Below are 20,219 nucleotides of genomic sequence, written 5' to 3'. Positions count from 1 at the left end.
GGCTCGGCGCTCATTGACCGCCTCGAAGTCAAGCTGACGATTGATGCGCCGCTGACGGCGCTGACCGCGCCCCTGAGCATCTTCCGGGCGCGCTCGCTCGGCGTGACGACCGCAGGCACGCTCGGCGCGAACGCCGATCAGGTGGATTCGGCGTCACCGCCGTCCGTAGGCGACGCGGTGGTGATCGCGAATGCGGGCGGCACGCGGGTCGCGGCCAGCGTCATCGAGCGAACGGGCAACCTGTGGCGTGTGGATCGGCCCCTGCAGCCGGCGCTTGGCGCGGCGGGCGGTGCGATCACGTGGGAACGGCTGTCGGTCGTGCTGACGCCGATTGGCAGCAAAGCGGGCACGTTGGAAGCTGATGCGATGCTGGTCTATACAGCGGTTGCAACCCGAACCGCGCCCACCAGCGATTTCGTTGTCGTCCGCGACACTGCGGGCACGCAGGCGGTGCGGGCGGTCAGCGGGGCGGTCTACGATGCCATTGTGCTGGCGACGCCCCTCCCCGGCAACACCGCGAATCCGTACAGCATCGAACGCTTCAACTTCGCTGCGCCGGATCGCAGCAACCTGACGATCTCCCGTGGGCAGTCGTTCATCCTCAATCCCGCTGTACCGAATGATGCCGTCGCCTTTTTCTTTCACCAGTACGTCGGCGGCGTAATGGCGACCGGGAACACGGTCAGCGAACCGGGTGTCGGCGCGATCCAATTCGCGGTGAATGGGACGCGCGCAACGGCTGCGGTCACTGGACTGACGCTCGCCGGGCACAATGCGCTCCGACCGAGCGCGATTGTAGGCTTCACCACCGGCACAACCACGACCCCCGCGCTCATTACCAAAGTGCGCGTGAGCGTGACGCTGGATCGGCAGCTCACCCTCGCGGCGAACGGCCTCGAAGCGGTGCCGTTGAGTGCGGTCGGGTGGCGCTACGATGGCGTGCCGCTCCCTGGTGCCCGGCGGCAGTTTGACAGCGGCAGTCGTCACCGTCAAGCCGCGCACGTCCGTGCCGGCGGCGAATACGCGCGTGCAGATGCCGCGTTTTCAGGCTGGTGACTTTGTGCGCGTCGATTACGGCGCACCTGCCGGACAGCGCATTTTTCGTGTAGGTACGCTCGCCGGGGATGCCGTACCGGCCGTCGATGGCCTGACACTCGGCCTGTCCGACGATCTCGCGCCTGCGGCATTGCCCGCCACGGTCACCGTCCAGCGGCTGGAACCCGGCGTGCCGTTTCCGGCGACGGGCGGATCGCGCATCGGCATTCGCGGATCGGCTATTCCTACGGCGGGCACGACGACCAACCGCGTCGCCTTCGACGTGTGGGCGGGCGACACGTTGGGCGTCAACCAGACGATTGCTATCGTCAACGGGGCGCTGGCGCACCCGGCGGTCATCACAGCGATTGACACTATTGAAGTGGAATTCGCCGCGCTCACGCCGCTGGCGAACGGCAATTACACCATCAGCGCTGATGCGCCCGACCGCACGAGCACCGTGCCCGGTTTCGTCCGCGAGGGCTCGACCATCGTCGTGACGCGGCAGGATCTGGTCAGCGACACCCTGCGTTTGGTGCTGGCCGTGCCGCTCAAAGAGGGGGCGGCGCGCGCCGATGGCAACCTGACGGGCGGCACTGTCATCGTGCCCGACGAGTCGGACGACCGCGAACTGACGCGCCTTGACAGCCTGAAAGCGCACGAACTGACGCATACGCGCCAATGGTCGATGGTCGGCCCGTTGATGCTGTTCGGCTTCCCCACTTTCGTTCTGGAAGGGATCGTCGAAGCGGCGACCGAGGTGGAAATGCCGGAGTTTTCGGCCTATGTCCCGGCGACGCTGGTGCCGGAAGGCAGTGTGCGCCTGCTGCAAATTGGCGCGTCGGGCGCGATTGACTTCAATGAGGGCGACAAGGTGCAGATCAGTTGGGCGTCGGCGCAGCCGAACGGGGCGACGGCGGCCAACGCGGGGATTCCGCGCACCATCACCCTGGGGCCGGAGGAGTCCCCCAATTCCAACCTGTTCCGGGTCATCCTCACGCCAGATATTGTGCCCGTGGAAGTGGTCAATGCGCAGGTGCGCCGTCACCGCGCCGACACCGACGCGTTGGCGCGCACACTCGACGTGCTGCAGGTCATCTCGGCGGGCGGGTTGATGAATTTCCTCGGCGGCGCGGTCTACGGCGGCCTGTTCAACCTGATCGGACGCGGCATCTACGCGCTGGTGCGCTTGATTGGTGGACAGGGCAAGACGTATCCGGCAATGGTCGAGGGGCTAGCGGCGGACGCGGGCAAGCTGCTGCGCGTCACCGATGCCGATGGACGCAGCGCGCTGGAAGGCGCATCCCGGATCATCGTCGAAAAGGATGACAATAAGCTGGTGCGCTCCGTGGTCCGGATCAGCGGCGAAGTGGTCACGCTGGCGGATGCGCTCGACGTGACCGGAGAGGTGCGCGTCGCGCCGTATTCGACGTTCCGACCCGACAGCACGTTTGACTGGCATCAGTATTATCCGGCGTCCATTCCCGATTTGAGCCGCCCGGCAACCGTGCAGATCGACCCGGCCAGCCCCGGCGATACCTTGTCGCTGGATCCGTTTGATCGCGTGCAGATTGTGCGTGGAGACGCGACCTATGGGCGCATCGTCACGGCGGTGTCGGGCAATCGCGTCGACCTCAACGAGACGCTCCCCGGCACGGAAACGACGTTCCGTATCGCCAAAATCGGTGAAACCGACCCGATTGGCAACTTTGACAGCGTGCTCATGACCAATGAACTCGGTACGGATTGGCTCAAGTGGGTGTTTGACCCCTATTCGCAGCTCCAATACGACTTGCAGCCCGACCCGACCTCGTTTGCGGGCGTGCTGGCGCGCATCGGGCGCTATGCCTTCGGCGCGCAGTCGTGGAGCTTCATCTGGGCATCCGTGTTGACGATTGACCGCGTGCATCAGGCCGAACATCTGGCACGCATCGAGCAGGCAGCGTCGAGCAACAGCGGTGACACCTATTCGCCGCTCGGACGGCTGCGCGAGGAGATCGCCGTCGTGGGGGATATCGCGCGCTACTGGCAGGTGCCACTCGGCGGCGCGCGGGAGTTCGATACCTATGTCGCGCCTGGCGATACGACGCCGGGTAACTGGCTGATGAACGGCGCGACGAATGCACCCGGATTGCAGGATGCGCCGGGTGTCAACTTGCAGGATACGCCGCGCGTCATGACCTCGCTGCGCGACGCGACCGACGCCGAAGATGGGGATACCGACCTCAACGACGATGTGCGCTCCGATGGCACAGCCGATCCCGGCAATGATGTACCCGATATCTTGTTCGCCAAACTGGCTGCCGATCCGACCGTGGCGGCGGCGACTGATCCCGATGGTTTCATGCCCGCTCAGCGCGGTTGGATTCCCACCACGCCGCGCATGCAGCGCTCCACCGGAATGTATGTGGCGTTCAGTCGACCCGGCAAACACCGGGTCACCGTGCGCAACAATGTCCGCGATCAGGCTGAAGCGCGCGAAGCTCAGGAAAAAGGCAAAGGCCGCCAGACGATCTGGTATGACAAGACCGTGGCTGATATTGTGGCCGTCGTGAATGGCCAACCGATTACTGCGGGCGCAACTTTGACGTTCGTACAGACTCAGCGCGCGCGGATCGCGGTCTTGCCGAACACTGCGCGGCGTTATGCCCTCACGCTCCAGCGGCAGACGGGCGGCGAGGTGCTGCGTGCCCCCGACCCCGCCGATCCGCTGGTGATTGAAGCGGGGCGCGTCAACGGGACAGAAGATGTCGAAATCAGCCGGTTATATGCCTTCAACACGACGACTGGACGCTATGATCATCCGGCATTGGCGCGCCACAGCGTGCATCTGCCGACCGATATCCACATCCCGGTGCGCTTATTCAGCATTGAGGTGGTCGATACGCTGCCCGTGCGCCGCGCGTTGACGCTGAATGCCGCGGACATCAGCACTGAATTGGCGCTGAACGGCACCGCTTTCCTGCTGGTACCCGCGACCATTGGGCCGCAGGGCGCGCGTATCACGTCCGCGACCGCGGGCGGCGCAGCGGTGCCGGTCGCGCCGCTGCAAGCGTTGATTCAGCCAGCGCCCGCCAGCATTCCGGCGGATGTACAGGTGTTTGTCGGCACAGGCGGCGTGATCCAATTGAACTTCACGCCTGCGCTCAACGTGACGGCCGAGACGGACATCGAGATTCAGGTGGAAGTCGGCGTAGGGACGTTCGCCCAGTTGAAGGCGACGCTCAAACTTAGACCATAGTCCTAATGACGGCGACATGTGCGCTTGGGGGGCGGTATAACAGGTGTATTCATCAAAGTGGTAAAGGAATCCGTGATGAGTCATCTGTCAAAGCGTCACAGAGTTCAGGTGCTGCTGCTGGTTGTCAGCGTCCTCACAAGCGTGTGGACGGTTCGGGGACAGGGTGAAACGGTCACCGTCCCGGATTTGACCGGGCTCTCTGTCCCCGTCGCTGCCGCACAGTTGAACGCTGCTGGGCTGCGGCTCGGCGGTCAAGAGGTGATCCCGTGGTCGGAGAGCAGCGGCCTTCCGGCGGGCAGCATCAGCACGCAGGATGTGGCGGCAGGACAAACCGCGACCGCGGGCACGGCGATCAACGTGCAGGTGCTGGCGTCGCCCAACGTCACGCTGATCTACGACGAGAACGACCTGACCATCCTCAACCGTACCGGACAAGATTTGCCCTTTGGTGGGCTAAGCTTTGAAGTGGCTGACGGAGCGATGCCCGCCACGTTTCAAGCGACGCGTTGGGCGGGTGGCTTGCAGAATGGTCGCTGCGCGCAGGTGTGGTCCGTCGTGCGCTACGAGGCGAAGGCGGTTGATGGCTGCGATGGCATTGCCAACTGGCTGACAACCAACAATCCGGGCGAGCACTTCTGGACACAGCTCAATGGGGTGAACCGCTTCCGGGTATTGCAAAATGGCGTGGAGCGCGGAGCCTGTGCGTCTGCAGCAGCGGGCACCACACCGATCACGTGCAGCTTTTATATCCCCGCACCCAGCAGTTCGGATGTGACTGAGTATGTCTACTTCGCGTATACGCCCGGGCGCTTGGCGATCATCAATCAGTCGCCCGATCGCTGGATGCCGTTGGTTGGAACACAGGTCATTAACAATAATCCGAATTTGACGCCGCCGGGGCAGGGCGTGCCGATTGGCGATCCGGCACTGTACCTTCCGGTCAATCCGGTGGCTGATGTCACACGGCTCGCACCGGGGCAGTGTGTGCTGTTCACCGACTCGACCGGGCTGGAGACGGACAACCTGCCCCAGCCATGCACCGTGATTGCCCGACTCGATATTGGACAGCAGTTGATCTTCTGGGCGGCGGATTTCAACATCGTCAGCGTGACCGATGGGCAAACGCGGACCTGCCGCGCAGCCACTGTGGATCGTCTAACGATTTGTGTGATGCCCCGTTAGGGAGAATTAAACGGGGATCGGCTTACTGTGCGATCCCCGCAGTATTGCTAGGCGTTGGAACTAATCATCATCATCGTCATGACCGCGTCCGCCGCCTTCGCAGCGCCGCCGCCAACCGTTCGCCGGAGCCCACGGCGGTGGCCCATTCGAGCAGTCGCCCTCGTCACGCCAGACTTCACCGTCTACATTCACAACCACATCGACATCGACAATCACGACGAAGATCGCGATCACAATGAGATTTTGCTGGTCGTCGTCGAGCGCGGTATCGCCTTCGACGCGGATGAAATCGCCGATTTGAATCACGTTAAGAATGGGATCGTCCGCGTTGATCTCGATATCAATATCGTAGATGGTGACGATATTGGCGTTGATAATCTGCACGGGGCCTTCAATGATGATGGTCACGGGCAGCGATGTGTCGCCGCCGAGGTAGCTGGCGGTGTCGCTGTCGGTCACGCTCACGCCGTTGAAGCTGGCGGTCACCGTGGCCGTGTTGGTGTGCTGTCCCTCCACCGCCGGAACAGGGCCAACCACGCATTCGACGCTGGCCGCGGGCTCCAGCGTGGCGGGCAGGACGCAAGTGGTGGTTGCAAGCGTTGTATCGGTCAACGTGAGCGCGGTGAGCGGCACCGTGCCCGTGTTCGTGATGACGAACCGGAACGAGACATTGCTCCCGACAATGACCTGCGGGCCGGGCGCGGCATCGACATCGGCCCACGTCGCGCCATCCGTCATGACGTATTTTTCGATGTCGATGGCCGGACGGTCACCGCCAAAATAGTTCGCGCCGTCGCTGTCCGTCACCGATTGGCCTTGGTACAGGGCGGTGACAACGGCGGTATTGGTGTGCTGACCCGCTTGCACAGGCTGCGCTGTCAGCGTGCATTCGAAGAATGAGCTGGGTTCGAGCGTGGCCGGAAGGGTACAGGTTTGCAGGTCGTAGACCGTATCGGTCAATGTGAGGTTGGTCAGAGGGACACTGCCTGTGTTGGTCACGACGAAGCGGAACGCGACTTGCCCGGCGAGCGGCACGGTTGGCCCCGGCAGACCGTCGGCATCCTGCCAGGTGACGCCATCGACTGAAATGTACTTTTCCACATCAATGGCGGCAGTGGGGGTGGTTTGTGCTAACGCGGGCAGCAATGAGACCAGCACGGTGAGGATCGTTAGGAACGCGACGAGCAGTCGACCCAAATGACGATGAGGACGTGTAGACAATTTCTCCTCCATGACTTAACAAACGAGTTACATGACCTAAACCGTAGGTTTTTCACAAATGTTGCAATCAATATAGTCGAATCGTTGGGAATTGGTACTATTCTGCTACGGTTGCAGGTATGCATTGGCGGAGGTGAGCCGGGACAGAGAGTTACGATCCCGGCTCTGTCTGGTTGCAGCTTAGGATAGATACTGCGCGACGCCTGCCTTGAGGAACTCATAGCCGCCGCGCGCGATCTCGTCGGATGACTGCAGCGGCGGACGCCACAGGCAGGTCGCCGCCGTGAGATCCGGGTTGATCGCGGCAAATGATTCGAGCACGAGGTAACCGGAGAATTTCGCCCCGGCCAACCCTTGCCAGACTTCATCCCACTTGCCCGTGCCTTTGCCGACCTGCCCGCGGTGGCTCTCGCTCATGTGCACGTAGCCGATCACATCGGCGGCATTGATGAAGGCCGTGTCGAAGCGTTCCTCTTCGATGTTCATGTGATAAGTGTCGGCGTGCAGCTTGAAGTTGCTCGCGCCGACCGCGAGGATCGCGTCGCGGGCATCGGCCAGCGAGTTATACATGTACGTCTCGTAGCGGTTGCAGGGCTCCAGCGCCACGGTGATGTCACGCTTGGCGGCTTCGGCGCACACCTCTTTCATCACGTCGATCACGGTCTGCCGTTCGGCGGCGGTCGGGGGTTTGCCCGTCAGCGTGCCGAGCGAGTACGGGGTGCAGCCGCCAAGATAGTGACAGCCGAGTTCCTGTACCTTGTCCAGCGCTTTGATCAAAAAGGCTTTGGCGGCATCGGGATAGAAGGGCAGGTGCAGCGAGGCGGGGAGCGCCAGAGAACAGGTCGCGTCGATGCCCGCTTGGTCGAGCGCGGCGCGGTGACTCGTCACATCGAACTCGTCGGGTTTGAGCAGCGGTATTTCGATCAGATCAAAGCCGATCTTGCCGCACTGCTCAATGGCATAGTTGCCGCTCTCGGTCGTCCATTCGCCGACCCACACAAATGCATGCGAACCAATCTTAATCATGAAAAATTATCTCCTCAACAGTGACTTGGCGATATAGTTCTTCAACTTGTCGACGCTGACACACAGCCGTGCCCGCGTTCATGACCACAGAGGAGGCAGCGGCTGTGCCCCACGCCAGCGCCGCCGACCACGACTCGCCGCGTGATAGCGCGAGCATCAACCCGGCGTTGAGCGCGTCACCGGCGCCAGCCGTGCTGACCACGGGTACGTTGAGCGGATGCACACGGTAGCCGCCATCTGGTCTGACGGCGAGCGCACCGTCACGTCCCAGCGTCACGACAATCGCTTCCCGTGCCCATCTGCCGAGATAGCGGCGCAGTTGATCAAGGGCGGCGCGCACGTCGAGGGCGGACGCCACCGACAGCGCGAGATCGCCGTCCAGTGAGCGTGCCTCATCCGCATTGATTTTGAGTACATGCGGCAGTCCCGTGACGCCCGCGCTCAGCGCCGCGCCCGAGGTATCGAGCAGAGTGACAAGGTTGGTTGCGTGCAAACGGCGCAGAATCGTCGCGTAGGCGTCGGCAGGCAGACCGGGCGGCACACTGCCCGCGCAGATGATGCCCCACGCTGAAGCAGCCGCCAGCCGATCCAAGAGATGAGTGAAACCGGGCTCATCGACGCGCAGCGTGGCCGCGCTCACCGTTGATTGCAGCCCGGAGTGTTGATCCACGATCAGTGTGGCGATGCGCGTTTCGCCCGATGCGGGCAGTAGTTCATGGGGAATGCCCGCTTGGTCCAACAGGGCGGTGAGCATGCTGCCGGTCAGACCCGCGGCAAAGCCGAACGCCCTGGTGTCTGCGCCGAGTTCGTGCAGCACCAGCGAACTGCCGACGCCTTTGCCGCTCGGCGTGCGCGTCTCGCTCGTAGCCCGAAGCGTATGTCCGAGTTGGAAGTGATCGACCCACAGCACGTGATCGATGGCCGGGTTGAGGGTGAGGGTGAGGATGGTCATGGCTGCCGCCGCGCTAGATATTGGTCGATCAGATAGTTTGCGCCGATAAGCTGCGCGAAATCGATTTCAGACTCATCATGCGTGCCGACGCGAAGCATATCTGTCCTTTGCCGCAGCGTGTTAGACGATCTGCACTTCGACGTGGAGGCGGAGCTGCTCGACAAAGTCGGCGGGTGCACCGCCGTCGGTGATGAGCAAGTGAGCTTCGCCGAGCGGCGCAACCGGCGCTAACGCCCGCCGCTGAAGCTTCGAATGATCGGCGACGACGATGATCTGCCGCGCGCATTTCATCATGGTCTGTTTCGTGTGCGCGTCGAGCAGATTGGGCACGGTGAACCCGGCTTCCAGATCAATCGCATCGACGCCGAGGAAGAGTTTATCGACATTCAACCCGCGCAGAAACGCTTCGGTCTGCGGGCCGATGAGCGAGAGCAAGCCCTTACGCAGCATGCCGCCCGCGACGAAGACCTGAATTTGCGGGAAGTTAGCGAGCTCCGCGGCGATGGCCAGCGCATTGGTGATGGCGGTGATCTGCTTTTTGGCGAGGTGCGGCACAATCTGCGCGGTCGTCGACCCGGTATCCAGCAAGACCGTATCGCCATCACTGATCAGGTCGGCGGCGGCCTGACCGATGCGCTTCTTCTCGTCGACGTACTGGCCGATTTTGACTTTCCACGACAGTTCATGCAGGCGCGTCTCGTTGGGTTTCGCGCCGCCGTGCGTGCGCTGCACGAGACCCTGCTCTTCAAGCTCCACCAAGTCGCGGCGAATGGTCATCTCGCTGACTGCAAACTCAGTGCTGAGACGCGCCACGGAGGCCGACCGCTCTTTGAGCAGAATTTCGAGGATTGCGCTGTGCCTTGCGGTAAGGGTCATTCCAGTCGCTTTTCTCTAACTTCACAGGCACGCTCACAATAGTCGCACATTTTTATGTTTGAGTCAATCACGCTCTTGATTGACGTAAACATTAATGTGTGCTAGATTGTTGTAAGGTGCGGAAGTCAATCTGGTCACAACGAAGCGAGCGATCTGCATATCAACACGCGATGCTCGCTGAGTTGTGACTCCATAAAATACAAATAAGTGCAGCCCCCTGAATGAGGACATCACTCGTATGGTTCGACAGGACGACCGGGCGGTCATTTTAGAGATAGACAACGTTACGAAAACATTTGGCGCGGTACAGGCTTTACAGGGCATCAGCTTCAACGTTCACAAAGGCGAGATCGTCGCGCTGGTCGGCGATAACGGCGCGGGCAAGTCGACGCTCATTAAGATCATCGCCGGGGTGCACGGCCCGACGAGCGGTACGCTGCGCCTGCGTGGGACGGTGTGCGACTTTAAGTCGCCCGCCGATGCGCTGCATGCAGGCATCGAAACGGTGTATCAAGATCTCGCGCTCATCGATCCGCTTGATGTTGCTGATAACGTTTACTTGGGGCGCGAAGTGCTCAAACCGGGTTGGTTGGGGCGGGTGTTCGGCGTGCTCGACCGGGCGCAGATGCGCCGCTCGACGGGTGAAGCGCTCAGCCAACTGCACATCAAAATCCCCGCGCCGACCATGCCTGTGCGCCGCATGAGTGGTGGTCAGCGGCAGGCTGTCGCCATTGGCCGCGCCGTGACATGGGGACGCCAGCTCATCCTGCTCGATGAGCCGACCGCCGCGCTCGGCGTCGAAGAGACCGAACAGGTCTTGCTGACGATTGAGAAACTGCGCGACGACTATGGCATGACCTTCATCGTGATCAGCCACAACATGCAGAACGTGCACCGCATCGCCGACCGCATCGTCGTGCTGCGGCAGGGCAAACAGGCGGCGACGCTCGACAAACACGCGACCACACCGGAAGAGATCGTCGCGTACATCACTGGCGCTAAAGTTCAGGCTCACTGATTCGATAGGAACCTCAATGGCTGATAGTTCGCACGTTCCAGCGCGAACCGGGACGAATCGCCCGCAGGCGTGGATCAACTGGTTATCCCGATACGGCATTTTTCTGCTGCTCGTCATCCTCGTCGTCGCGCTGTCGATCATCACGCCGCTGGTGCGCGGGGAGCAGTACTTCCTCACGCCGCGCAATTTGACGCAGGTGATGCTGCAAGGTTCGATCAACGGGATCATTGCGCTCGGCATGACGTTCATCATCACCAGCGGCGGCATTGACCTGTCGGTCGGGTCGATTGTAGCGCTCGCCGGGGTGATCGGCGCATCGGTGATGGCGCTTGGCTCTGGCCCGTGGGTCGGGGCGCTGGTGGCGATTGCGACGGGCATTGCGTGCGGGTGCTTCAATGGCTTTCTGATCACGCGCATCAAACTGCAGCCGTTCATCGCGACGCTCGGCACGATGGGCATCTTCCGCGGGTTGACGCTCATCCTCAGCGATGGCCGCCCGATCTATGGGTTTGACAGCGCGTTCGTTGACATCTTCTCGCAGCGCGTCTTCGGCGAAATCCCGCTCCCGGTGATCGTCGTCGCCGTGCTGGCGGTGCTCTGCTGGCTCGTGCTGACCAAGACGCGCTTCGGCAAATACGTGATCGCGATTGGCAGCAGCGAAGAGTCCGTGGCGCGCGCGGGCATCTCGATCCGCCGCTACAAGCTCGGCATCTACACCTTCGGCGGTGTGCTGACCGGGATTTCGGCGGTGCTGCTCACCGCACGTTTGAGCTCCGCCGATCCTACTTCCGGCACGATGTTCGAACTGGACGCCATCGCCGCGACCGTGATGGGCGGGACGAGCTTGTCCGGCGGCGAGGGCACGATTGCCGGGACGATTGTCGGCGCGCTGATCATCAGCATCATCCGTAATGCGCTCAATATTCTGAATATTCCGGCGTTCTGGCAGCAGTTTGTCATCGGGGCCGTCATCATCATCGCGGTCGCGCTGGATCAAGTGCGCCGCCGTTACGCGCAGCGGGTTGGGTAAAGCCACCCCACACAAGTTCACCACTCCCTCAACCGCAGGGATGCTAGCCGGGCAAGGCCGAGAAAGGAGTCTTTTCGGCGCACCATCTATTGAGCATGACACCACTCACTGCAATGATTTTGATGAGTATAAGGATGGTAAATATGCTTCGTTTTTCGCGTCAGATTTCGATTATCGTGGCTGTGGTCGCCCTCCTGCTTGTGACCAGCGCCTCTTTCTCTTTAGCTCAGGACGCGCCCCTGCGTTTCGGCGCGATCATCAAAACGGAAGCCAACGAATACTGGCAGGCGATGGCCGCGGGCTATGAATTCGCCGCCGCACGCTATGGCGTCGAAGTGGTGGTTGGCTCGGTGCCGACCGAAGCGGATACCGACGAACAGTTGGCGCTGGCCGAATCGTATCTCGATCAGGGCTTCGATGCGCTGCTCGTCTCGCCGATCACGCCGAGCAACCTGAATTCGGCCTTGGCGGCGGCGACCGAAGCGGGCATCCCCGTGATCAACGTTGACGAACTGATCCCGGCAGATGCGGCGGCGGACGCGGGCATCGACATCGCGCTGCGCATCGCTTCGAACAACTATCAGGCGGGGCAGTTGGCGGGCAACTACGTGCTGGCGAACCTCGAAGCCGGGTCGCAGTTGGCGATCCTCGAAGGGCTGGCGGGTAACGTGTCCGGTCAGGCGCGGCGTGATGGTTTCTTCGACACGGTCAATGGCACGATGGAAGTCGTCGCTAGCCAACCGGCCGACTGGGATCGCACGCGCGCTCTCGACGTGACGACCAACATCCTGCAAGCCAACCCCGACGTCAAGGCGATTTACGCGGCGAATGACACGATGGCACTCGGTGCGACCGAAGCGGTGCGCGCGGCGGGTCTCGAAGGCCAGATCATCATCATCGGGACAGATGCGGTGCCGGAAGCGCTGGACGCAATTCGCGACGGGCGCATGACCGGGACGGTCGCGCAGTATCCGTTTGAAATTGGCGTGCTGGCGGTCGAAAACGCGATCAAGCTGGCGGCAGGTCGCCCGATTCCTACTCGCATCGACGCGCCGATCCGCCTGTTGACGGCGGGCGACCTCGAGGCCCCGGTGCAGCCCATGCCTGATCCCGCGATTGGTGATCTGAGCTTCGGCGCGATCATCAAGACGGAAGCGAACGAATACTGGCAAGCGATGGCGGATGGCTATGCGTTTGCCGCGGAAACCTACGGCGTGAACGTGCAGGTGGGTTCGGTTCCGACGGAAGCGGACACCGACGAACAGTTGGCGCTAGCGGAATCGTATCTCGATCAAGGGTTTGATGCGCTGCTCGTCTCGCCGATCACGCCGAGTAACCTGAATTCGGCGCTGGCGGCGGCTTCGGAAGCGGGTCTGCCAGTCATCAACGTCGACGAACTGATCCCGGCGGCTGCGGCAGCGGACGCGGGTATTGACATTGCGCAGCGCATCGCCTCGAACAACTATCAGGCGGGGCAGTTGGCCGGTAACTACGTGCTGGCGAATCTCGAAGCCGGGGCGCAGGTCGCCATTCTCGAAGGTCTGGCGGGCAACGTGTCCGGTCAGGCGCGGCGGGATGGCTTCTTCGACACGGTCAGCGGCACGATGAATGTCGTTGCCAGCCAACCGGCCGACTGGGATCGCACGCGCGCGCTCGACGTGACGACGAACATCCTGCAGGCGAACCCGGATGTCAAGGCGATTTACGCGGCGAACGACACCATGGCACTGGGCGCGGCGGAAGCCGTACGCGCGGCGGGTCTCGAAGGCCAGATCATCATCATCGGCACGGACGCGGTTCCCGAAGCGCTCGATGCCATCCGCGAAGGCCGCATGACCGGGACGGTCGCCCAGTACCCGTACGAAATCGGCGTGCTGGCAGTCGAAAACGCGATCAAGCTGGCGGAAGGCCGCCCGATCCCGATGTCGATTGACGCGCCGATCCGTCTGCTGACGGCGGACAACGTCGGCTAGAGCAGGGTAATGGATCCACGAACGCCTGTAGGGGCGCACCTGCGTGTGCGCCCGAAGCATCCGGGCAGACACATCGGTCTGCCCCTACACTCGGGATGTGCGTAATCATCGTGAATGCCTAAAGTGGGTCGTTTAGATGCGGCACATCACCGAATCGAACGACCCTCTGTTTTTGTGTCAGTCCATCGATGAGTCCAGATGTGGTTGCGAGGTCTGAAAGTGCGGCACAATGGTGGTCGTACCCGTGGTGACCAGCACTTAAGGAGCGTATTCGATGTCTAATGCCCAACGAGCGCTTGAGCATGCCAAAACGCAGCGCAGCGCGTATATGTCTGGTTTCAGCGAACTGCTGCGCATTCCCTCGATCAGCACCGATCCCAATTACAAGGCCGAAGTCGCGCGCTGCGCCGACTGGGTGCGCGACGAAATGCGGCGCATCGGGATGAAGAACTGCCAGACGATCCCGACTGATGGGCATCCCGTCGTGTATGGGGAATGGCTGGAGGCGGGCGCGGATAAGCCGACCGTGCTGATCTATGCGCATTATGATGTGCAGCCCGTCGATCCGCTCAACTTGTGGGTGACGCCGCCCTTCGAACCGACCGAACGCGACGGCAAACTCTACGCGCGCGGCTCCGAAGATGATAAAGCGGGCGTGTGGGCGAACCTCAAGGCCATCGAGTCGATCCTCGCAGTCGATGGTAAGCTGCCTGTCAATGTGAAGCTGTTCTTTGAAGGCGAGGAAGAGTCCGGTTCGCCGAACATGCACCCGTTTGTCGCCGGGAACAAAGACCTGCTCAACGCGGATTTGTTCGTGCTGTGTGACGGTGAATTCGTGCGCGATCAGCCGAGCATCGTCTACTCGGGGCGCGGCATCGTCGCCGCCGAAGTCACGCTCACCGGGCCGGATCACGACCTGCATTCGGGGACGTATGGCGGCACGGTGCACAATCCGCTGCACCTGGCCGGGAAGATCATCGGCTCGTTCCACGATGACGCGGGGCGCATCCAGATCCCCGGCTACTATGACGCCGTGCGCGACTTGACGGCGGCGGAACTGGCGAACCTAGAGCAGTTGTGGGCGCGGACGGGACCGCAGTTCAAAGAACGGTCGGGCGCGGCGCACTTCTGGGGCGAATCAGTCGCGTCAACGGCGGTGCGGGCGACGGCACTGCCCACGCTCGATGTCAACGGTATGTGGGGCGGGTATCAAGGTCCCGGCACCAAGACGGTGCTGCCGTCGAAGGCGGGCTTCAAGGTGACCATGCGCCTCGTCAACGATCAGGACCCGGTTGAGATTGGCCGCATGTTCAAGGATTATGTCATGAGCTTCGCGACTGAGACCGTCAGCATTGAGGTCAGCGTGCCGGTGGCAGGCTACCCGTTCAGCACGCAGTTTGAAGGCGCGGGCGTGGAAGCAGTGCAGCAGGCGCTGGTCGCGACGGTGGGTAAGCGCGCGCTGATGGAACGCGCGGGCGGGTCGGTGCCGATTGCGGGCATGTTCCAGCGTGAGCTCGGCATCCCGATGACCCATCTTGGCTTAGGGCCGGGCGATAACATCCACTCGCCGAATGAATACATCGTCATCGAGGACTTCTATCTCGCCATCGACACGGCGATCCATGTGCTCTACAACCTGATCTCGTTCAAGTAGAGGTCTGCATTCTCCGACCCCACCCCCATCCCCTCCCCGAATTCAGGGAGGAGCAAACCCCCCCCCCCCCCACGCCCGAATTCAGGGGGAGTAGGGACAGTAGCTGCGCTGTCCGCTATGAACGGACAAGTCAATGCGGCTCAGTACGATAGTGTGAAGTCCACTTGGGTACAAGCGGACGCAATGAATTGCGTCCCTACACTAGACCGCTTTCTCTTAGGGGCGTGATTTATCGCGTCCGCTGGTGTTCCATTCCCGCAGGCAGGCGCTAGCTGAACGTCACACCGGAACGAAACGAGTCGTAGATCTGCCGCAGGCGACCTGCCCGCGCGCTGATTTCCTCGTAATTGTCCGCGTCGAGCAGCTTCTGATTGACGAGCGCGCTGCCCACGCCGAGCGCGCTTGCGCCTGCTCGCAGAAAGTCGGCGGCGGTGTGCTCGTCGACGCCGCCCGTCGGCGTGATGCGCACCTGCGGCAGCGGCGCTTTGACCGCTTTGAGGTAGGCCGCGCCGCCAATGTCTGCCGGGAACAGCTTGACGATGTCCGCGCCTTCTTCCCATGCCGTGAGAATCTCGGTGGGCGTGTACGCGCCCGGCATCACCGGAATGCTGTAACGGCGGCACAGCTTGATCGTGGACCGCTTAATCGTTGGGCTGACGACGAACTGCGCCCCGGCTTGAATCGCTGCGCGGGCGCTTTCGGCGTCCAGCACTGTCCCGACGCCAATGATCATCTCTGCGCCAAACTGCTCCCGGGCCTGCGCGATGACGGCGAGCGCGTTGGGTGTGGTCAGCGTGATTTCAGCGACGGTCACACCGCCAGCCTTGATCGCCTCCAGCGCCTTGAGCAGTTTCGCGCTTTGATCCGCCCGGAGAATGGCGATGATGCCCGTATTGAGAATGTGATCCAGAATTGTGCGACTCATGGTGATCCTTTCCGGGGTTAGCCACCCCAACGCGGGTTATCAACGACCGTCGGTTGGCCTTGCATCTCGACGACCAGCTTGCGGAAGCCCTGCTGCTCAATCGTGCCGTAGTTGTGTCCCGCGTGACCGGGATAGACGAAGAAGAAAATCAGCGGTTCGGTCGCGCTGATGTTGACCGTACGGTGGGCCCAGCGCGGCAGCACGTAGAGCACCGTCCCCGCATTGAACGGTAGGACGGAGGTGTCGCCTTCGGGCGTCTCCATGACGAGCATGCCCTGTCCGCTCAGGCAGTAGTAGACCTCACCCGTTTCCAGCACGTCGTGAAAGTGACCTTTAGTCATGTGGTATTCCGCGCCGATCTTGCCGGGGTGCAGTACGGTCACGCCGTGCAGGAGTTCACCGGAGTTGTGCGGACGGTGAATCTCGTAGACTTCGTAGAGCACCGGATCGGCGGCGATCTGCGCGGCATACGCGTCCGCGTCGAGGTACATATTCGGCATTGAGGACAGCCGCCGCACGGTGTGACTGTCATATTCGGAGGGAATGCCACCCGTTGCTGGGAGTTGGAACGTAAATGGAGTCGTGTGCATGATGTGCCTTTCAGACAGCGTTCGCAATCTACGGCGATTCTAGATGCTTCTGCGGCCTTTGCCAGCGTGGGCGGGAATTCCCCACTCAAAACGGAGAGCTAGAGGGCGAAAGTTCAATTTGAGGCAACAGAATGTAGGGGAGGGGCTTGCCCCTCCCGTGAGCGGGAGAGGGGATAGCGTGAGGGGGCAAATGTGTCTTGAATATCACTTGTTGCCTCCCTCAAGCCAAAAGGGAGGAGAAACCTGGTCTAAGATAAGGTGTGCTAATTATCGTAGGTCTGAATACGCTTGGCCGGGTCGAGATACGATAGGCGATCCATGCGGGAACGCACCTGCGCGATCACCTCGGCTTTGTTGATGGTGAGGAGTTGACGGTCGCGCATGACAACTTGCCCGTCGATGATCACCGTCCGCACATCAGCGGATTGCAGGTTGTAGACCAGCGACGCGCCGACGTTATACAGCGGCTGGTGATGCGTGCCGCTCAAGTCGATCAGCACGAGATCGGCGAGGTAGCCGGGCCTGATCGCGCCGAGTTCGTTTGGTTGACCGTAGACTTTGGCACTGCCATGCGTCGCAATCGCCAACGTTTCGGCAATCGGCAGGGTTTCGCCCATGCCGGTGCGCGCTTTCTGCGTGAGCGCCATGAGGCGCAGCGTTTCCCACAGGTTGAGCGTGCTGTTGCTCACCACGCCATCGGACGCCAAGCCGACCGGAATGCCCGCCGCTCGAAACTCGATGACCGGGGCGGTCGTTTCGCCGAGCTTGAGATAGGTCTTCGCGGCGTGCGCGATACCGGTGTCGTACTGCTCCAGCAGGCGAATATCAGCCGGGGTCGCGCCGCACACATGCGCGAGGATCGTTGGCACGTCGAGCACGCCCGTCTGCTGCAAGACTTGCAACGGCGTGATGCCACGCTTGCGGTAGCTGGCGATAGTCTGCTGCGGTGTCTCGGATACATGGATGTGAATGCCCACGCCGAGCTTCTGCGCGATCTGTGCGGTCGCCCGCAGGAAGTCGTCGTTACAGGTGTAGGGCGCATGCGGCGCCATGATGGTGCGGATGCGTCCGTGCGCCGCGCCCTGAAAATCCTGCGCGAAGCTGGCCGTCTCCTCGATCATGTTCAGACCTTGACTGCCGAACATCGCATAACCGAGCAGCGCCCGCGCGCCGATCTGCTCGACGGCGCGGGCGGCGTGCGCCATGTGGAAGTAGTGGTCGGCGACCGAGGTGACGCCGCTCTCAATCTGCTCGATCAGGCCAAGCAGCATGCCCCAGTACACATCTTCCGGCTGCAGATTGTTTTCGAGCGGCCACATCAGGTCATTGAACCAGCGGTCGATGGAGGCGTCTTCGGCCAGTCCACGCCACAGCACCATCGGCACATGCGCGTGACAGTTGATCAGCCCCGGCGCGACCAGCATGCCGTGCGCGTCGATCACCGTGTCAAAGTGCGAGGGATCGACTGCGCCGGTCGGCTGTACGGCTTCGATGCGCTGCCCGTTGACGAGCACATCTTGCTCCTCAAGGATCGTGACGCTGCTGCCCGTCGGGCTGACTTGCAGAACTTGCGCGTTGGCGATCAGCAGACGGCTCATACGATTCTAGTCCTGACCTTGCCGCGCGTTGTAGACCAGCGCGCCGCTGTTGGCGAAGTCGCGATAGACGGCCAGCGCTTCTTCGGTCAGCACATTGTCGATCAGCTCGATGCCGCGCTTGGCGAGTTCTTTGTCCCACTCCGGATGAATCGGGCCTTCGTCAAACCCGGTGATCGCTTCCAGTTCCGGGCCGTGCCCCGCAATCGCCAGCGAGCGCACACCCGACCACAGCACCGCGCCGAAGCACATGGCACACGGTCGCCAGTTGACGACCATCTGGTAGATCGGCTGGCTGGGGCCGCCCAAGTCATATGTGCCGAGCAGCTTTTGCGCGACCGAGAGTGTCATCACTTCAGCGTGCGCGGATGAGCAGTTGTACGCCACCACGCGGTTCACGCCGATCACGACGGGTTTGCCTGTGTCGCGCTCGAACACGCCCGCCGCGAACGGGCCGCCCGTGCCGTTTTCAAAATTGAGCCGTGAAAAGCGAATCACAGCCGCCATGCGTTCTTCAACCGTCGGTATCACAGCCGGTAAACGGTGATTTTCTTCAATTGCCCAGTCAGGCAGCGCTAACGTAAATTCCATCGTTTCCTCTCCTTCCAGCAGGCACAGATTGTGGACTGGGCTGGGGGTATCCGTCAAGCACAATTGTGTACAGTTCCGGGGGGCGTTTGGTTGTGGGATCAGCGCGGGAATCCGCGTGAACATGCTACACTGGGCGCTGCACCAGCGGCGGTGAGCTTTGACGCCGCCGCCCTTACCACACAGGAGGTTCTCTATGACACAAGCGCAGCGCTTGCTGCTGTATGTCGGCACGTATACGCGACCTGCTCCTTATCTCAAAACCTATAGCGGGCAGGGGATTTATCTCTACAGCCTTGACCGGGTTACCGGCGCGCTGACGCCCGTCAGCGAGACGCACGGTATCGACAGCCCGTCGTATCTAGCGATCAGCCGCGATCAGCAGCGGCTGTACGCCGTCAGCGAGGTCTGGTTGTGGCCAGAAGGCACGATCACGGCCTATGCTATCGACCAGCAGACGGGCGCGCTGACCTACATCAACCGGCAGTCCACCCGGGGCACGGTCACCGCGTATGCATCCGTCGATCAGGCGGATCACTTTGCGTTTGCGGCCAATTACTGGGACGGCGAAACGGTCGCGGTTTTCCCGCTGCGCGCTGACGGCGGCGTGCTGCCTGCCAGCGACAGCGTGCGCCACCTCGGACGCGGTCCCAAGCCTGCCCAGGATAAGTCGCATGGACACTGCATCGTGACTGACCCGACCAATCGCTGGGTGCATGTCGTCGATCTCGGCCTTGATCAGGTCGTGACTTATCAGCTCGATCACCAGTATGGGCGGCTGATTCCGCACGGCACGACCCAGCTCGAAGCGGGGATGGGGGCGCGGCACATGGTGTTCCACCCCAATGGCCAGTCTGCCTACGTGATCGGCGAGTGGAATTCGACCATCACTGCGCTGATAGTCAATGCGGAGACGGGCGGGCTGATGCCGCTCCACTCCGTGCCGACGCTGCCGGAAGGGGTATCGGCGGAGACGAGTTACGGCTCCGACATTCAGATTCACCCGTCGGGAAAGTTCCTGTATGGGGGCAATCGCGGTCACGACAGCCTCGTGATCTGCGCGGTGGAGGAAGGAACGGGGCGGCTCACGGTGATTGGGCATCAGTCGACGGGGGGGAACTTCCCGCGCAACTTCGTCATCGATCCGACGGGGATGTATCTGCTGGTGGGCAACCAGAACAGCGACACCATCGTCAGCTTCCGCATCGATCAGCAGACGGGACTGCTCGAACCGACCGGACAAGTGGCGAATGTGCCAGCACCTGTGTGTCTGAAGTTCGTGACGCTGGGTTAAGGGTTGTTTTTCCGGGGCA

15 protein-coding genes are annotated in these 20,219 nt (G+C 61.9%); 7 read left to right on the top strand and 8 right to left on the bottom strand.

The features are described 5' to 3' along the window. Positions 1-934 precede the first annotated feature (934 nt). Together IPK17_RS28135 and IPK17_RS28130 are read left to right on the top strand one after the other, a co-directional pair. On the top strand, positions 935-4,276 hold the full coding sequence (locus IPK17_RS28135) for a hypothetical protein (RefSeq protein ID WP_343421017.1): 3,342 nt from the start codon (positions 935-937) through the stop codon (positions 4,274-4,276). 75 nt (positions 4,277-4,351) lie between these two features. Then, positions 4,352-5,458, top strand: coding sequence for a PASTA domain-containing protein (locus tag IPK17_RS28130; protein ID WP_343421016.1), 1,107 nt, complete (start codon positions 4,352-4,354; stop codon positions 5,456-5,458). Between the two features lie 60 nt (positions 5,459-5,518). Here the strand turns inward: IPK17_RS28130 and IPK17_RS28125 are convergent, their stop codons facing one another. The 4 genes from IPK17_RS28125 to IPK17_RS28110 all read right to left on the bottom strand — a co-directional run bounded on the left by IPK17_RS28125 (position 5,519) and on the right by IPK17_RS28110 (position 9,533). Next, complete coding sequence (locus IPK17_RS28125) at positions 5,519-6,679, bottom strand: CLIPPER-2 domain-containing protein (protein ID WP_343421015.1); 1,161 nt, start codon at positions 6,677-6,679, stop codon at positions 5,519-5,521. Positions 6,680-6,859: 180 nt separating this feature from the next. After that, positions 6,860-7,705, bottom strand: a complete 846-nt coding sequence (locus tag IPK17_RS28120) for a sugar phosphate isomerase/epimerase family protein (RefSeq protein WP_343421014.1) — start codon at positions 7,703-7,705, stop codon at positions 6,860-6,862. Further along, positions 7,698-8,657, bottom strand: coding sequence for a 1-phosphofructokinase family hexose kinase (locus tag IPK17_RS28115; RefSeq protein WP_343421013.1), 960 nt, complete (start codon positions 8,655-8,657; stop codon positions 7,698-7,700). Before IPK17_RS28115 ends, IPK17_RS28120 begins: the two co-directional genes overlap by 8 nt. Before the next feature lie 120 nt (positions 8,658-8,777). After that, on the bottom strand, positions 8,778-9,533 hold the full coding sequence (locus IPK17_RS28110; protein ID WP_343421012.1) for a DeoR/GlpR family DNA-binding transcription regulator: 756 nt from the start codon (positions 9,531-9,533) through the stop codon (positions 8,778-8,780). Between the two features lie 238 nt (positions 9,534-9,771). On the opposite strand from IPK17_RS28110, the gene IPK17_RS28105 reads away from it, so the two are divergent. The 4 genes from IPK17_RS28105 to IPK17_RS28090 all read left to right on the top strand — a co-directional run bounded on the left by IPK17_RS28105 (position 9,772) and on the right by IPK17_RS28090 (position 15,208). Further along, positions 9,772-10,551 carry an ATP-binding cassette domain-containing protein gene (locus IPK17_RS28105; RefSeq protein ID WP_343421011.1) on the top strand — a complete coding sequence of 260 codons (780 nt, stop codon included), beginning with the start codon at positions 9,772-9,774 and terminating at the stop codon, positions 10,549-10,551. A gap of 16 nt (positions 10,552-10,567) precedes the next feature. Next, positions 10,568-11,581: an ABC transporter permease gene (locus tag IPK17_RS28100; protein ID WP_343421010.1), complete on the top strand. Its 1,014-nt coding sequence runs from the start codon at positions 10,568-10,570 to the stop codon at positions 11,579-11,581. A gap of 143 nt (positions 11,582-11,724) precedes the next feature. Then, positions 11,725-13,554 (top strand): sugar ABC transporter substrate-binding protein, encoded by a 1,830-nt coding sequence (locus IPK17_RS28095; RefSeq protein ID WP_343421009.1) that lies wholly within the window; start codon positions 11,725-11,727, stop codon positions 13,552-13,554. A 274-nt stretch (positions 13,555-13,828) separates the two neighbouring features. Next, positions 13,829-15,208 (top strand): dipeptidase, encoded by a 1,380-nt coding sequence (locus tag IPK17_RS28090; RefSeq protein ID WP_343421008.1) that lies wholly within the window; start codon positions 13,829-13,831, stop codon positions 15,206-15,208. Between the two features lie 268 nt (positions 15,209-15,476). Here the strand turns inward: IPK17_RS28090 and IPK17_RS28085 are convergent, their stop codons facing one another. From IPK17_RS28085 to IPK17_RS28070, 4 genes are all read right to left on the bottom strand, one after another. Continuing rightward, positions 15,477-16,133: a bifunctional 4-hydroxy-2-oxoglutarate aldolase/2-dehydro-3-deoxy-phosphogluconate aldolase gene (locus IPK17_RS28085; RefSeq protein WP_343421007.1), complete on the bottom strand. Its 657-nt coding sequence runs from the start codon at positions 16,131-16,133 to the stop codon at positions 15,477-15,479. 17 nt (positions 16,134-16,150) lie between these two features. Continuing rightward, a complete protein-coding gene (locus tag IPK17_RS28080; RefSeq protein WP_343421006.1) occupies positions 16,151-16,723 on the bottom strand; it encodes a glucose-6-phosphate isomerase family protein in 573 nt (190 codons plus the stop codon). A 263-nt stretch (positions 16,724-16,986) separates the two neighbouring features. Next, a complete protein-coding gene (locus IPK17_RS28075; RefSeq protein ID WP_343421005.1) occupies positions 16,987-18,321 on the bottom strand; it encodes an amidohydrolase in 1,335 nt (444 codons plus the stop codon). Positions 18,322-18,327: 6 nt separating this feature from the next. After that, positions 18,328-18,909 carry a nucleoside deaminase gene (locus IPK17_RS28070; RefSeq protein ID WP_343421004.1) on the bottom strand — a complete coding sequence of 194 codons (582 nt, stop codon included), beginning with the start codon at positions 18,907-18,909 and terminating at the stop codon, positions 18,328-18,330. 193 nt (positions 18,910-19,102) lie between these two features. Here IPK17_RS28070 and IPK17_RS28065 point away from each other — a divergent pair, with 193 nt between their 5' ends. Further along, a complete protein-coding gene (locus tag IPK17_RS28065; RefSeq protein WP_343421003.1) occupies positions 19,103-20,200 on the top strand; it encodes a lactonase family protein in 1,098 nt (365 codons plus the stop codon). The last annotated feature ends 19 nt before the right edge of the window (positions 20,201-20,219 follow it).

The organism is Candidatus Flexifilum breve (assembly GCF_016713355.1).
This window is presented reverse-complemented; position numbering and strand designations above follow the sequence as displayed.

Bases quoted from the DNA above. Each gene is read 5' to 3' on its own strand.
- IPK17_RS28135 (WP_343421017.1), top strand. From the start codon at position 935: ATGGCGTGCCGCTCCCTGGTGCCCGGCGGCAGTTTGACAGCGGCAGTC.
- IPK17_RS28130 (WP_343421016.1), top strand. From the start codon at position 4,352: ATGAGTCATCTGTCAAAGCGTCACAGAGTTCAGGTGCTGCTGCTGGTT.
- IPK17_RS28120 (WP_343421014.1), bottom strand. From the start codon at position 7,705: ATGATTAAGATTGGTTCGCATGCATTTGTGTGGGTCGGCGAATGGACG.
- IPK17_RS28115 (WP_343421013.1), bottom strand. From the start codon at position 8,657: ATGACCATCCTCACCCTCACCCTCAACCCGGCCATCGATCACGTGCTG.
- IPK17_RS28110 (WP_343421012.1), bottom strand. From the start codon at position 9,533: ATGACCCTTACCGCAAGGCACAGCGCAATCCTCGAAATTCTGCTCAAA.
- IPK17_RS28105 (WP_343421011.1), top strand. From the start codon at position 9,772: ATGGTTCGACAGGACGACCGGGCGGTCATTTTAGAGATAGACAACGTT.
- IPK17_RS28100 (WP_343421010.1), top strand. From the start codon at position 10,568: ATGGCTGATAGTTCGCACGTTCCAGCGCGAACCGGGACGAATCGCCCG.
- IPK17_RS28095 (WP_343421009.1), top strand. From the start codon at position 11,725: ATGCTTCGTTTTTCGCGTCAGATTTCGATTATCGTGGCTGTGGTCGCC.
- IPK17_RS28090 (WP_343421008.1), top strand. From the start codon at position 13,829: ATGTCTAATGCCCAACGAGCGCTTGAGCATGCCAAAACGCAGCGCAGC.
- IPK17_RS28085 (WP_343421007.1), bottom strand. From the start codon at position 16,133: ATGAGTCGCACAATTCTGGATCACATTCTCAATACGGGCATCATCGCC.
- IPK17_RS28080 (WP_343421006.1), bottom strand. From the start codon at position 16,723: ATGCACACGACTCCATTTACGTTCCAACTCCCAGCAACGGGTGGCATT.
- IPK17_RS28075 (WP_343421005.1), bottom strand. From the start codon at position 18,321: ATGAGCCGTCTGCTGATCGCCAACGCGCAAGTTCTGCAAGTCAGCCCG.
- IPK17_RS28070 (WP_343421004.1), bottom strand. From the start codon at position 18,909: ATGGAATTTACGTTAGCGCTGCCTGACTGGGCAATTGAAGAAAATCAC.
- IPK17_RS28065 (WP_343421003.1), top strand. From the start codon at position 19,103: ATGACACAAGCGCAGCGCTTGCTGCTGTATGTCGGCACGTATACGCGA.